The organism is Streptomyces sp. NPDC008313 (genome assembly GCF_042956125.1).
GTDB lineage: Bacteria > Actinomycetota > Actinomycetes > Streptomycetales > Streptomycetaceae > Streptomyces.
In genome coordinates, this window is sequence record NZ_JBIBFR010000002.1 from 57,346 (window position 1) to 69,799 (window position 12,454).

Below are 12,454 nucleotides of genomic sequence, written 5' to 3' on the forward strand. Positions count from 1 at the left end.
AGGCCCCGTCCCCGCACCCGCGGGGGCGGGGCCTTCGGCGTGGGCGCCGCCCGGTGCCGGGGCGGGCGGCCATCCCCGTCATGTCCCCAACAGTCCGCCCAGGTGGCCGGGTGTTTGCGCAGGTGGGAGGGGTTCGGAGGGTTGTCGCACAGTAGTTCGAAAATTGGTCTATGGTGGGAGCCAGGGGGGAAGGGAACGGATGTTCGAGAGTCACCTGACGGGGCTCATGAGTACGGATGAGCCGCACGGCAGGGGCTCACGAGGCAGGAGGTGCGTGTGTCCGGGTTCACGCATCTGCACACCGTCTCCGGGTTCTCCGTGCGGTACGGCGCCTCGCACCCGGAGCGGCTGGCCGAGCGCGCCTCCGAGCGGGGCATGGACGCCCTCGCGCTCACCGACCGGGACACCCTCGCGGGCGCGGTCCGGTTCGCCAAGGCCTGCGCCACGGCGGGCATCCGCCCCCTGTTCGGAACGGAACTCGCGGTGGAGCCTCCGGCCCCCGCCGGGGACCGGAGGGGCGGAACACCGCCGGAGCGGCGCCGCACCCCGGTGCGCGGCGGCGCCTTCATCGACGAGTCGACACCCCGGGTGACCTTCCTCGGCCGGGACGGCGCGGCCGGCTGGGCCGGCCTGTGCCGGCTGGTCACCGCCGCCCACTCGGGCGAGGGCCCGCCGGTCCTCCCCTGGGACCACAACCACGCCGAGGGCCTGACCGTCCTGCTCGGCCCGTCCTCCGACGTCGGCCGCGCCCTGACCGCCGGACGCCCCGACCGGGCCGCGAGGCTGCTCGCGCCCTGGCGGGAGATCTACGGCGACGCCCTGCGGCTCGAAGCCGTCTGGCACGGCCGCGAGGGCACCGGCCCCGGCTCGCTGCGCCTCGCCGCCCGTACCGTCGGCTTCGCCGCCGAGCAGCGGGTGCGCCCGGTGCTCAGCAACGCCGTCCGGTACGCCGACCCGGGCATGGACCCCGTCGCCGACGTCCTGGACGCCGCCCGCCGGCTCGTCCCCATCGACCCCCGCGGCGAGCTGGACTCCGGCGAGGGCTGGCTCAAGGACGCCGGAGCCATGCTGGGCGCCGCCGAACGGATCGTCGAGGCCGCGGGCTTCCGCCGGGACACCGCGCACCGCCTGCTCGACCAGACCCGGGCCACCGCCGCCGAATGCCTCGTCGACCCGGAGGACGACCTCGGCATCGGGACCGTCCATTTCCCCGAGCCGCGCCTCGTCGGCGCGGAGCGCCGCACCGCCCAGCGGGTGCTGGCCTCCCGCGCGGCGGCCGGCATGGTGCTGCGCGGCTACACCGGCCGGCGGCCCTACTGGGAGCGGATGCACCGGGAGCTGGACATCATCGCCCACCACGGCTTCGCCTCCTACTTCCTCACCGTCGCCCAGGTCGTGGACGACGTGAAGAGGATGGGCATCCGGGTCGCCGCGCGCGGCTCCGGCGCCGGGTCCCTCGTCAACCACCTCCTCGGCATCGCGCAGGCCGACCCCGTCGAGCACGGGCTGCTGATGGAGCGGTTCCTGTCCAAGCGGCGGTCCGTGCTGCCCGACATCGACATCGACGTGGAGTCCGCGCGCCGGCTGGAGGTCTACCGCGCGATCATCGGGCGGTTCGGCACCGAGCGGGTCGCGACCGTCGCGATGCCCGAGACCTACCGGGTCCGCCACGCCGTCCGCGACGTGGGCGCCGCCCTGTCCCTGGACCCCGCCGACATCGACCGGATCGCCAAGTCCTTCCCGCACATCCGTGCCCGTGACGCCCGCGCGGCCATGGAGGAACTGCCCGAACTGCGCGCGCTGGCGGGGGAGAAGGAGAGGTACGGCCGGCTCTGGGAGCTGGTCGAGTCCCTCGACGCCCTCCCGCGCGGCGTCGCCATGCACCCGTGCGGGGTACTGCTCTCCGACGCCTCCCTCCTCGCCCGTACGCCGGTGATGCCGACCAGCGGCGAGGGGCTGCCCATGTCCCAGTTCGACAAGGACGACGTCGAGGACCTCGGGCTGCTCAAGCTCGACGTGCTGGGTGTGCGGATGCAGTCCGCGATGGCGCACGCGGTCGCCGAGGTGGAGCGGGCCACGGGCACCGGTGTCGACCTCGACGCGGTGCCGCCGGGCGACCCGGCGACGTACCGGCTCATCCGGACCGCCGAGACCCTCGGCTGCTTCCAGATCGAGTCCCCGGGCCAGCGGGACCTGGTCGGACGGCTCCAGCCGGCCGGCTTCCACGACCTGGTGGTGGACATCTCGCTGTTCCGGCCCGGACCGGTCGCCGCCGACATGGTGCGGCCGTTCATCGAGGCGCGGCACGGCCGGGCGCCCGTCCGCTACCCCCACCCCGACCTGGAGGGACCGCTGAAGGAGACGTACGGCGTCGTCGTCTTCCACGAGCAGGTCATCCACATCGTCGACACCCTGACCGGCTGCGGCCTCGACGAGGCCGACCGGGTGCGCCGCGGGCTCTCCGACCCCGGCTCGCAGGGGCGCATCCGCTTCTGGTTCGCGCAGCGCGCGGCCGCCCGGGGGTACGACGCGGAGACGATCGCGCGGACCTGGGAGATCGTCGAGGCCTTCGGGTCGTACGGCTTCTGCAAGGCGCACGCGGTCGCGTTCGCCGTGCCCACGTACCAGTCGGCGTGGCTGAAGACCCACCATCCGGCCGCCTTCTACGCGGGGCTGCTCACGCACGACCCCGGCATGTACCCGAAGCGGCTGCTGCTCGCGGACGCGCGGCGGCGGGGGGTGCCGGTCCTGCCTCTCGACGTGAACCGGTCGGCGGTCGCCCACCGTATCGAACTGGTGTCCGATGGGGAGTCGACTGGAGAAGGGACGCGGGGAGCGAAGGGGGCGGACGGCGCGGGGGGCCCCGGGAAACCGGGTGTCTGGGGAGTGCGGCTGGCGCTATCGGACGTGCACGGCATCAGCGAGGCCGAGGCCGCCCGCATCGCGGACGGAGCGCCCTACGCCTCCCTGCTCGACTTCTGGGAGCGGGCCCGGCCCAGCCGCCCCCTCGCGGGACGGCTCGCCCAGGTCGGCGCGCTGGACGCGTTCGGCGCCAACCGCCGCGACCTGCAGCTGCACCTGACCGAACTGCACCGCGGCGCCCGGGGCGGACGCGGCGACCAGCTCCCGCTGTCCGGCGGACGCGGGACGGCGCCGGCCGGCCTGCCCGACCTCACCTCGGCGGAGAGGCTCAGCGCCGAACTGGGCGTGCTCTCCATGGACGCCTCCCGCAACCTGATGGACGACCACCGGGAGTTCCTGAAGGAGCTGGGCGTGGTGACGGCACGCCGGCTGCGGGAGGCGCGGCACGGCGAGACCGTCCTGGTCGCGGGCGCCAAGGCGGCCACCCAGACGCCGCCGGTCCGCTCCGGCAAACGCGTCATCTTCAGCACGCTCGACGACGGCACGGGCCTGGTCGACCTCGCCTTCTTCGACGACTCCCACGACGCCTGCGCGCACACCGTCTTCCACTCCTGGCTGCTGCTCGTCCGCGGTGTCGTCCAGCGCCGCGGCCCCCGCAGTTTCAGCGTGGTGGGAGCGGCGGCCTGGAACCTCGCCGAACTGGCCGAACTGCGGCACGAGGGCGGCCTCGACGTGGTCGCCGCGCGTCTGGCACGGGTGCCGGGCACACCGGATCGGACGGACGGCGGCGGCGGTGACGGCGGGAGCGGCGACGGCGGCGGCGCGCACCGGGCCCGGCTCGCCGGATCGGACGGGCTGCCCCCGCCGGCCGGCTCCGCGGCGCCGGACCCGATGGACACGGCCCGTGCCCGCAGCATCCGGATGCCCACCGGCTACGAGATGCATCCGTGGGCGGATCTGCGGCCCGCGGGCGAGGGGCCCGCGAGCGGAAGGAAGTTGTGGCACCAGAGTCCGGGGAGTGCGGGATGACCATCCTCTGCGTACGTTTCCAGCAGGCTCCGATGCACGAGGCGGCCTTTCCGCGGCTCCTCGGCGTCCTGGAGGAGTTCACCCCCGTCGTCCAGGCGCTGCCCCCCGACCGGGCGCTGGCCGATCTGCGGGGCGCCGAGCGGTACTTCGGGCGCGGCGCGGTCGAACTCGCCCCGCTGATCCGGGTACGGGCCCTCGCCCTGTACGGGATCGACTGCGCGATCGGGGCGGGCCCCGGACCGATGCTCGCCCGGATGGCGCTCGCGCAGGCCGAGCCCGGCGTGACCCGTGTGGTGCCCGACGACCGGGACGGCGTCAGGGAGTTCCTCGCGCCACGGCCCGTCGGGGCGCTGCCCGGAGTCGGCCCCGGCACCGCCCGCACCTTGTGCGAGTACGGGCTCGACACCCTCGGCAGGGTCGCCGCCGCACCCCTGTCGACGCTCCAGCGGCTCGTCGGCGCGCGGACCGGGCGCGAGCTGCGCGAGAGGGCCCAGGGGATCGACCGCGGCCGGGTCGTGCCCAACGGTGTGGCCCACTCCCTCGCCGCCGAGCGCCCCTTCCCCCGGGACGAGCTGGACCCGGTCCGGCACCGGCGCGCGCTGCTCTCCGCCACCGAGGAACTGGGCGCACGGCTGCGCGCCCTGGAGAAGGTCTGCCGCACGCTGACCCTCACCGTGCGCTACGCGGACGGCCCCCCGACCGCCCGCAGCCGCACGCTCAGGGAGCCGACCGCCCACTCCTCGGCGCTCACCGCCACCGCGTACCGCGTGTACGAGGGGCTGGGCCTCCAGCGTGCCCGGGTCCGCGCGGTCGCCCTGCGCGCCGAGGGGCTGACCTCCGCCGAGGACGCCTCCTACCAGCTCACCTTCGACCCGGTGGACGAGAAGGCCCGGAGGCTGGAGGAGGTCGCCGACCGGGCCAGGGCCCGGTTCGGCCCGGGCGCGGTGACACGGGGGACGCTGGCCGCGTAGGGGGGTCAGACACCCCCTGGACACCGGCGTGTGCGCGGGGCGCCCCGGCCGGGCCCGGATCGTCTCCCGGGCCCGGCCCGGAGTTGCCGGGGGTCAGCCCGCCCACGGGGGAGTGATGCGGGTGCCGTCGGCGAGGCGCGCCTCCAGGCCGATGGAGGTGGTGACCCACATGGTCGCGGTCTCCCCGGTCGGGTTCTCGATGCGGAGCGTCGTGCCGGGGTTGACGATCAGCGTGTCGCCCGCGGTGGCGCGATGGGTGTGTCCGTCGAGGGTGACCAGCAGTTCACCCCCGAGCAGGTGCAGGATCTCCTCCCGGCTGACGGTGTGCGCGGGCGCCTTCGTCCCTCCGGGCACCTCGCCGCGCCAGGCGCACAGCTCCTTGCTGCCGGTGGCGGGCGAGGCGTACGAGACGAAACGGGCTCCGTGCATCTCGTGGACGACGGCTTCGGACGGGCGGACGATGGGCATGGCGGACCTCCTGGGCCGGTGGGGCCTGTAGGGAAAGTGGTCAAGCTACTTGTCTATATGGTCAAGCAGCTTGACCATTTCGTCAAGGGTGTTTCAATGCTCCCGTGCGAAATTCCGAGGCCCTGGCCCTGACCGCAGCCCTGCTCGCCGCCGCCGGTGAGCTCACGCAGCGCATCCACGACGGCGTGGTCGCCCGCGGCTTCGAGGGGATCCGGCCCGCGCACGGCTTCGCCTTCACGCGTCTCGCGCCGGACGGTGCCACCGCGACGGAGCTGGCGGCCCATCTGGGGGTCACCAAGCAGGCCGCGAGCCAGCTCGTGGACGACCTCGTACGCAGGGGCTACGCCGAGCGGTGCCCGCATCCGGACGACGCCCGGGCCCGGTTGGTCGTCATGACCGAGCTCGGCTGGGCGTGCACACGCGCCGCCGAGGAGGCCGCCGCGGACGCGGTGCGGCCGTGGGTCGAACTGCTCGGTGAGCGCGAGGCCCTCGCGCTCCGCGAGAGGCTGCTGGCCATCGCGCCGGGCGGCCCGGTGAGGCCCACCTGGTGACGGCCGGCCCGGAGTCCGGGCCGCGCGCGTCCGGCGCCGTCGGTCTCGTACGGGCGCCGTCGGTCTCGTCGGGCGGCGACGGAAGTCACCACCGGTGGTCACGCCGGAAGTCAACACCGGAAGTTTTTACTGACGCGTAACTTCCCGCGTGGGCTACTCATCCGTAACTTGATGAATGAACAGCATCCCGTGATCCGGATCACAGGGCGTCGTGCCATCCCCTTCCCCCCATGTGCGAGGAGATCACCCGATGCTGCCCTGGAAACGCGCGCTCAGACCCCTCACCGCGCTGCTGCTGGCCGCCGCGGTCGCCGTCGTGCCGGCCGCCACCGCCAGCGCCGACGCGCCGAGCAGCGGCTGGAACGACTACACGTGCCGGCCGTCCACCGCCCACCCCCGGCCCATCGTCCTCGTCCACGGAACCTTCGGCAACTCCGTCGACAACTGGCTGGCCCTCGCCCCGTACCTGGTGCACCGCGGCTACTGCGTCTACTCCCTGGACTACGGGCAGTTGTCCGGCGTCCCGCTCTTCCACGGCCTCGGTCCCATCGACGAGTCGGCCGGACAGCTGAAGGTGTTCGTCGACAAGGTGCTCGCGGCCACCGGAGCCGCCGAGACCGACATCGTGGGCCACTCGCAGGGCGGCATGATGCCCCGCTACTACCTCAAGTTCCTCGGCGGGGCGGCCAAGGTGAACGCCCTCGTCGGCCTCGCGCCCGACAACCACGGAACCACCCTGAACGGTCTCGCGAACCTCCTGCCCTACTTCCCGGGCGCCTCCGACCTGCTCTCCTCCGCCACCCCCGGCCTCGCCGACCAGGTGGCCGGCTCCGCGTTCCTGACCAAGCTGAACGCGGGCGGCGACACCGTCCCCGGCGTCCACTACACCGTCGTCGCCACCAAGTACGACGAGGTCGTCACCCCTTACCGCTCGCAGTTCCTCACCGGGCCGGACGTCCGCAACGTGCTGCTGCAGGACCTGTGCGCGGTGGACCTCTCCGAGCACGTGACGATCGGAGTCCTCGACCGCATCGCCTACCACGAGGTGGCGAACGCCCTCGATCCCGCGCACGCCACCCCCACGAACTGCGCGAGCGTGTTCCAGTAGGGCACGCGCCCGGACCTGTACCCGGGCCCGAACCCGGGTCCTGTCCGGCCTGAGCCGCCGGACAGGACCCGGTACCCGTGTACCGCCGCGCGTCAGTGACCGTGCCGCCCGCCGCCCGCCGCGCGGCGGCGGACCGAGGCGAACAGCGCCGCTGCGCCGAGGGCCAGGGCGGCCGCCCCGCCGATCGCGATGTACGACGTCGAGCCGGAGCCGCCCGTCTCCGCGAGGGCGTGGCCGGCGGACGCGGGCTCCGCCCGGTTCGCGGTGCCGCCGCCGGTGCCGTCGGAGTCGTCCCCGGTGGCCGCGCGGGGCTCGGCCGACGTGGAGGCGTCGGCGTCGCCGTGGCCGTGGTGCTCGACGGTCGACCTGCCGGCCCCGTCCTCGATCTGCCGCTCGGACGGGGCGGAGGCGGCGGGCGCGGGCTCCGCCCCGTCCGCTCCGCCGGTGGTGCCCTTCCCGCTACCGCTGTCGCCGCTCCCGGCCTCACCGGCGCCGTTCGCGCCGCCGTAACTGATGTCGGAGCAGGAGTAGAAGGCCTCCGGGCTGTCCGAGCGCTGCCAGACCGCGTAGAGCAGGTGCTTGCCCGAGCGCTCGGGCAGGGTGCCGGAGAACGTGTAGAAGCCGCCCGCGGCGACCGGGTCGGTCTTCGTGGCGACCGGCGCGGACAGATCCAGGTCGCCCCAGGCCAGCGGCTTGGACGGGTCGTAGCCCGGCTTCGTGATGTACACCTTGAACGTGCCCTTGTGGGGCGCGGTCACCCGGTATTTGAAGGTGTACGCACCGCTGCTCACGCTCGTCGCGGGCCAGTCGGAGCGGGCCAGGTCGAGCCCCTTGAACTCGTCGTTGCCCGCGCTGCACAGCTTTCCGTCCGGGATCAGCTCCTGGTGCCGGCCGTTCGCGTCGCCGATGCGGATGCCGTTCCAGTCGTACAGCGCCTGTGTCCCGCCCGCCGCCACGGCCGCCGCGCAGGCGGCCGACCGGGGGCTCTCGGGGCCCTCCGCGTAGCACTGCGAGACCCGGCTGACCGGGTCCCCCATCGAGCCGTGCGCGGCGGCGGGCGTCGCGGCGAACGCGGCGAGGGCGAGCGGAAGGACACCGACGGCGGCCACGGCGGCCTTGCGGCGAGCAGACATGGGGGTACTCCAGAAGACGGTCGGACGGTGTGGGGGCGATCAGCAAACTAGCCCCACCGAACCGCCCGGTCGCCTGCCCGGGGCCGATGCCGGAGATCCTTATGGTCGCTTTAAGGACCTGCTGAGGCTCCGCTCAGACAGGTGCCGTCGCCGCCCTGCGAACGGCTGGTCCGACGCCGCTCGCGGCAGGTCTCGTGGGCCCGTGGCCGGGCCGGCTCACCCTTCCGGCCACCAGGTGCGGTGGATGTCCTCGCGGACCTCGGGGCGCTCGGCCGGGCGCTCGTCGGCCTCCTCCCGCGTCCGGCGGCGGAGGACCGGCTTCCTCAGGGGCTTCTGCACGGTGACGCGGCGCATGGCTGCCTCCTTCAGTGCCTACCGGGTTCCCGCTCGCACGGGGGTAGACCCTTTCGGTGAGCGTTCCTCATCGGCCGCGGTCTGTCAGTGGCGGGTGTCACGTCGGGCCGTGGACCGGGCTGCCGGTCCCCACTGCCGGGCCGGGCTGCCGGGCCGGAATGCCGGGCCGGATTGTCAGTGGCGGGTGCCAGTCTGGACGCATGACCAGCGACAGGGGAACGAACTTTGTGGCGGCCGGCGTGGACTGGGACGCGATGGCCGCCGTCTTCGACGACGAGCCGGACCACGGGCTGCGGGACGCCACGGTGCGCGCGGCCTGGGCGGACCGGCTCGGGGACTGGCTGCCGAGAGCGCCCGGCGACGTGCTCGACCTCGGCTGCGGCACGGGCAGCCTGTCGCTGCTCGCCGCCGAGCAGGGACACCGCGTCACCGGTGTCGACCTCTCCCCGGACATGATCGGTCTCGCCCGCGCCAAGCTCGCCGGACGTGACGCCGTGTTCCTGACCGGTGACGCCGCGGCGCCGCCCGTCGGCGAGCAGCGCTTCGACGCCGTGCTGGTACGGCACGTGCTGTGGACGCTGCCCGGCCCCGGGCGCGTGCTGCGGCACTGGTGCGATCTGCTGCGGCCGGGCGGACGGCTGGTGCTGGTCGAGGGGCGGTGGGGGACCGTCAGCCCGGTCGGCATAGCCGCGGACCGGCTGACCGCCCTGCTCGCGCCCCTCGCCCGCGACACGCGTGTGGAGCGGCTGTCGGACGACGCGCGGCTGTGGGGCAAGGAGGTGACCGACGAGCGGTACGCGGTGGTGTCCGTCAGTCCAGCAGCGCCGTGAACCCGCCGTCCCGGGCCAGCCGTTCCAGCTCGTCGAGGGCGCTTCGCGCGGCCCCGGCGGCCGGCGGGTCCGTGCGCTGAAGGCCGCTCGCCGCGAACTCGTCCTCGTCCAGGCGGAGTACGGCCGTGCCGTCCGCGGAGCGCCACAGGTCCAGGTCGAGATCCTCGACGACCAGCCCGCCGTCGTGGACCGCGGCGGGCCGGGTGATGTCGCAGTACCAGCCCTTCAGCGCGCCCCGGGCGTCGCGGACCTCCTTCACCGCGTACCAGCGGTCCCGCCAGTAGTACTCGGTGAAGACGTCGCCCGGCTCGAAGCGCACGAAGCCGAAGTCGCGCACCCCGTCACCCGCCCACGGCGCCCGGACGGTGACGCGGGTGCCGTCGTCCGCCAGCAGCTCGGCGGGATATCTGATCTTGGTGCGGCCCGCTTCGACCAGCACGATCTCCATCCGGCGGGCGGGCTCAGCCGAGGTCGCGGACATACTGCACCTCCGTCGCGCACACCTCGTAGCCGAACCACTGGTTGACCGCGAGCATCGGGCCGTTGCCCGTGTCGTTGCCCGTGAACGCCTCGGTCAGTCCGGCGGCGCGGGCCCGGTGCAGGGAGTCGTTCTTGACGAGCTTGGCGAGGCCCCTGCCGCGGTGGCCGCGGGCGGTGCCGGTCATCACCGTGCCGTAGCGGGTGGAGCCGTCCGTCCGGGCCGCGCTGAACGCGACGGGGCGGCCGCCGGACACCGCGACCGAGGTCAGTTCGTGGCTGAGCAGCGGGTGGTGCCAGGTCTCCGCCAGCCACGCCTCGTAGTCCGTGAACTCGCGGTCGACGTCGCCCGGTTCGTCCAGCAGCGTGTGGGCGTCCAGCTCGAACAGCGGACGCGGATCGTCCGCGAAGTCCGCGGCCGTGCGCAGTTCGACACCTGCGGGCGGGTCCTGGAGCGGAGGCAGGCCGCCGTTCGCCAGGCCGAGGCGGAGGAAGTGCGCGGAGCGGCTCGCGCGGTAGCCGTGCCGCTCCGCGAAGGCGCGGTTGCCGGGCGCGTCGAGCACCCAGGAGTGGAGCCTCGTCGCGCCGAGGGCCCGCAGATGCTCCTCGGCGGTGCGCACCAGCAGGGAGCCGGCGCCCCGGCCCGTCCGGCCGGGATCCACGTACACGTGGAGATACGCCTGGCCGGGCTCCGGACTGTCGTACACGATGCCCGCCTGGGCCGTGCCGACCGCCTCCCCGTCCTCCTCGGCGAGCAGCGGCCGGTAGTGGGCGTCCGGGTGGGTGTGTTCGAGGTCGTAGGCGAGCGACTCCGGGGTGGACAGCATGAAGGGGAGCGCCAGCCGGCGGACACGGACGTAGTCCTCGGCGTCCGCCCGGTCCCCGCGGCGCAGTGCGCGCACGATCACGGTCATGGGGCCGCACGCTACGTGCGGGGCGCGTCCCCGTGCCTCTCGATTTCCGCCCGGCGGCCTCCGCGCCCGGCGGACGCGGAGGGAGTCCGCCGGGCGCCGAGTCCGCCGGGTGCGGGACAATCGCCGCGTGACTCTGAAGATCCACATCGATGAGGGGGCGGCGGCCTACGAGCAGGTGCGCGCCCAGATCTCCGAGCAGGCGAGGTCCGGCGCGCTGCCCGTCGGGTACCGGCTGCCCACCGTGCGCGGTCTCGCCGAGCAACTCGGCCTCGCCCCGAACACGGTGGCCAAGGCCTACCGGGCGCTGGAGGCGGACGGGGTGATCGAGACCCGCGGCCGCAACGGCACGCTGGTGGCCGCCGCCGGTTCGGCCGCCGAGCGCGAGGCCGCGGCGGCGGCCCTGGCCTACGCCGAGCGCGCCCGCCGCCTGGGCCTGACGGAGTCCGCCGCCCTCGCGGCGGTCCGCGACGCCCTCCGGGCGGCGTACGAGGGGTGAGGCCGGCGGGGCCGCCACCGGCCGCCCCGCCCTACAGGTACAGCCCCGCGTCCGCGCCCTCGCGCTGGTCCGGGACCGACGTGGGCGACGTCCCCCGGCGCAGCGCGTACAGCTCGGCCAGCGTGGCGCCCTCCCGGGGGACGCCCTCCTCCGTGCCGAGCCAGTCGACGGACTCGCGGCGGGTGAGCGGGCCGACCTCGATCCGGGCGAGGCAGCGGCCGGGACGGACCACGGCCGGGTGCAGGCGCTCCAGGTCCTCGTTGGTGGTGACGCCGACCAGGACGTTGCGTCCCTGGCCGAGCAGACCGTCGGTCAGGTTCAGCAGGCGTGACAGCGCCTGCCCCGCCGTGTGCTTGGCCTCGCCGCGGATCAGCTCGTCGCAGTCCTCCAGCAGGAGCAGCCGCCAGCGGCCCTTGCCCGTGCCGTCCTCCTCGCCGATCGCGATGTCCATCAGATAGCCGACGTCGGAGAAGAGCCGCTCGGGGTCCAGTACGCAGTCGACCTGGCACCAGTCCCGCCAGGACCGGGCGAGGGTGCGCAGCGCCGAGGTCTTCCCGGTCCCGGGCGGTCCGTGCAGCAGGAGCAGCCGTCCCGCGATGTCCTCCGGTGTGGTCTTCATCAGGCCGTCCATCGCGTCCGCCACCGGCGCGGTGTAGTTGGGCCGCACCTCGTCCCACGTGCCCGCCGAGATCTGGCGGGTCGTGCGGTGCGGGCCGCGTCTGGGGGAGACGTACCAGAAGCCCATCGTCACGTTCTCCGGCTGCGGCTCGGGCTCGTCCGCCGCGCCGTCCGTGGCCTGGCCGACGACCTTCTCGGCCAGCTCGGCGCTGGTCGCGGTGACCGTGACGTCCGCACCCCGGTTCCACCGGGAGACCAGCAGCGTCCAGCCGTCGCCCTCGGCGAGCGTCGCGCTGCGGTCGTCGTCGCGGGCCGAGCGCAGCACACGCGCGCCCGGCGGCAGGAGCGTCGCCCCGGACCGCAGGCGGTCGATGTTCACCGCGTGCGAGTGCGGCTGCTCGCCCGTCGCGAAGCGGCCGAGGAACAGCGCGTCGACGACGTCCGACGGGGAGTCGTTGTCGTCGACGTTGAGCCGGATCGGCAGAGCGTCGTGTGGGTTGCCAGACATGCCGCCATGATCCGGCACGGGCGCGCCCGGTGCACCCGGTTTCCGTACACCCTCCGTGCGACGGCGCCGGACAACCGTACGACGCCTCCGCACGGGTGATGCTCCGTCAGCGTCCGGTGCGCGAACGCCGGGTGA

The 12,454-nt window shown here is 74.3% G+C and carries 12 protein-coding genes; 6 read left to right on the forward strand and 6 right to left on the reverse strand.

What is annotated here, in order from left to right; translation table 11 throughout:
- The first annotated feature begins 276 nt into the window (after nucleotides 1-276).
- A complete protein-coding gene (locus ACFY93_RS03050; RefSeq protein WP_391353055.1) occupies nucleotides 277-3,891 on the forward strand; it encodes a DNA polymerase III subunit alpha in 3,615 nt (1,204 codons plus the stop codon).
- On the forward strand, nucleotides 3,888-4,862 hold the full coding sequence (locus ACFY93_RS03055) for a hypothetical protein (RefSeq protein ID WP_391353056.1): 975 nt from the start codon (nucleotides 3,888-3,890) through the stop codon (nucleotides 4,860-4,862). Before ACFY93_RS03050 ends, ACFY93_RS03055 begins: the two co-directional genes overlap by 4 nt.
- A gap of 93 nt (nucleotides 4,863-4,955) precedes the next feature.
- On the opposite strand, the gene ACFY93_RS03060 is transcribed toward ACFY93_RS03055, so the two are convergent.
- A complete protein-coding gene (locus ACFY93_RS03060; RefSeq protein WP_391353058.1) occupies nucleotides 4,956-5,330 on the reverse strand; it encodes a cupin domain-containing protein in 375 nt (124 codons plus the stop codon).
- Between the two features lie 104 nt (nucleotides 5,331-5,434).
- Here ACFY93_RS03060 and ACFY93_RS03065 point away from each other — a divergent pair, with 104 nt between their 5' ends.
- Together ACFY93_RS03065 and ACFY93_RS03070 are read left to right on the forward strand one after the other, a co-directional pair.
- On the forward strand, nucleotides 5,435-5,881 hold the full coding sequence (locus ACFY93_RS03065) for a MarR family transcriptional regulator (protein WP_391353059.1): 447 nt from the start codon (nucleotides 5,435-5,437) through the stop codon (nucleotides 5,879-5,881).
- 250 nt (nucleotides 5,882-6,131) lie between these two features.
- Nucleotides 6,132-6,989 carry an alpha/beta fold hydrolase gene (locus tag ACFY93_RS03070; protein ID WP_391353061.1) on the forward strand — a complete coding sequence of 286 codons (858 nt, stop codon included), beginning with the start codon at nucleotides 6,132-6,134 and terminating at the stop codon, nucleotides 6,987-6,989.
- A 92-nt stretch (nucleotides 6,990-7,081) separates the two neighbouring features.
- On the opposite strand, the gene ACFY93_RS03075 is transcribed toward ACFY93_RS03070, so the two are convergent.
- A complete protein-coding gene (locus tag ACFY93_RS03075; protein ID WP_391353062.1) occupies nucleotides 7,082-8,122 on the reverse strand; it encodes a lytic polysaccharide monooxygenase in 1,041 nt (346 codons plus the stop codon).
- A 216-nt stretch (nucleotides 8,123-8,338) separates the two neighbouring features.
- The gene (locus ACFY93_RS03080; RefSeq protein ID WP_391353063.1) at nucleotides 8,339-8,476 is read right to left on the reverse strand and encodes a hypothetical protein; all 138 of its coding nucleotides are present in this window, start codon (nucleotides 8,474-8,476) and stop codon (nucleotides 8,339-8,341) included.
- A gap of 200 nt (nucleotides 8,477-8,676) precedes the next feature.
- Here ACFY93_RS03080 and ACFY93_RS03085 point away from each other — a divergent pair, with 200 nt between their 5' ends.
- Nucleotides 8,677-9,306, forward strand: a complete 630-nt coding sequence (locus ACFY93_RS03085) for a methyltransferase domain-containing protein (protein ID WP_391353064.1) — start codon at nucleotides 8,677-8,679, stop codon at nucleotides 9,304-9,306.
- Here ACFY93_RS03085 and ACFY93_RS03090 read toward each other — a convergent pair.
- Nucleotides 9,287-9,787 (reverse strand): DUF402 domain-containing protein, encoded by a 501-nt coding sequence (locus ACFY93_RS03090; RefSeq protein WP_391353065.1) that lies wholly within the window; start codon nucleotides 9,785-9,787, stop codon nucleotides 9,287-9,289. The two genes, ACFY93_RS03085 and ACFY93_RS03090, sit on opposite strands and share 20 nt — an antisense overlap.
- On the reverse strand, nucleotides 9,768-10,697 hold the full coding sequence (locus ACFY93_RS03095; protein WP_391353066.1) for a GNAT family N-acetyltransferase: 930 nt from the start codon (nucleotides 10,695-10,697) through the stop codon (nucleotides 9,768-9,770). Before ACFY93_RS03095 ends, ACFY93_RS03090 begins: the two co-directional genes overlap by 20 nt.
- A gap of 127 nt (nucleotides 10,698-10,824) precedes the next feature.
- Between ACFY93_RS03095 and ACFY93_RS03100 the strand changes: the two genes are divergently transcribed.
- Nucleotides 10,825-11,193 carry a GntR family transcriptional regulator gene (locus ACFY93_RS03100; protein WP_391353067.1) on the forward strand — a complete coding sequence of 123 codons (369 nt, stop codon included), beginning with the start codon at nucleotides 10,825-10,827 and terminating at the stop codon, nucleotides 11,191-11,193.
- Between the two features lie 31 nt (nucleotides 11,194-11,224).
- On the opposite strand, the gene ACFY93_RS03105 is transcribed toward ACFY93_RS03100, so the two are convergent.
- Nucleotides 11,225-12,319: a DUF5925 domain-containing protein gene (locus tag ACFY93_RS03105; protein ID WP_391353068.1), complete on the reverse strand. Its 1,095-nt coding sequence runs from the start codon at nucleotides 12,317-12,319 to the stop codon at nucleotides 11,225-11,227.
- Nucleotides 12,320-12,454 lie beyond the last annotated feature (135 nt).

Coding starts and splice junctions, on each gene's coding strand:
- ACFY93_RS03055 (WP_391353056.1), top strand. CDS start 3,888: ATGACCATCCTCTGCGTACGTTTCCAGCAGGCTCCGATGCACGAGGCG.
- ACFY93_RS03060 (WP_391353058.1), bottom strand. CDS start 5,330: ATGCCCATCGTCCGCCCGTCCGAAGCCGTCGTCCACGAGATGCACGGA.
- ACFY93_RS03070 (WP_391353061.1), top strand. CDS start 6,132: ATGCTGCCCTGGAAACGCGCGCTCAGACCCCTCACCGCGCTGCTGCTG.
- ACFY93_RS03075 (WP_391353062.1), bottom strand. CDS start 8,122: ATGTCTGCTCGCCGCAAGGCCGCCGTGGCCGCCGTCGGTGTCCTTCCG.
- ACFY93_RS03080 (WP_391353063.1), bottom strand. CDS start 8,476: ATGCGCCGCGTCACCGTGCAGAAGCCCCTGAGGAAGCCGGTCCTCCGC.
- ACFY93_RS03085 (WP_391353064.1), top strand. CDS start 8,677: ATGACCAGCGACAGGGGAACGAACTTTGTGGCGGCCGGCGTGGACTGG.
- ACFY93_RS03090 (WP_391353065.1), bottom strand. CDS start 9,787: ATGTCCGCGACCTCGGCTGAGCCCGCCCGCCGGATGGAGATCGTGCTG.
- ACFY93_RS03095 (WP_391353066.1), bottom strand. CDS start 10,697: ATGACCGTGATCGTGCGCGCACTGCGCCGCGGGGACCGGGCGGACGCC.
- ACFY93_RS03105 (WP_391353068.1), bottom strand. CDS start 12,319: ATGTCTGGCAACCCACACGACGCTCTGCCGATCCGGCTCAACGTCGAC.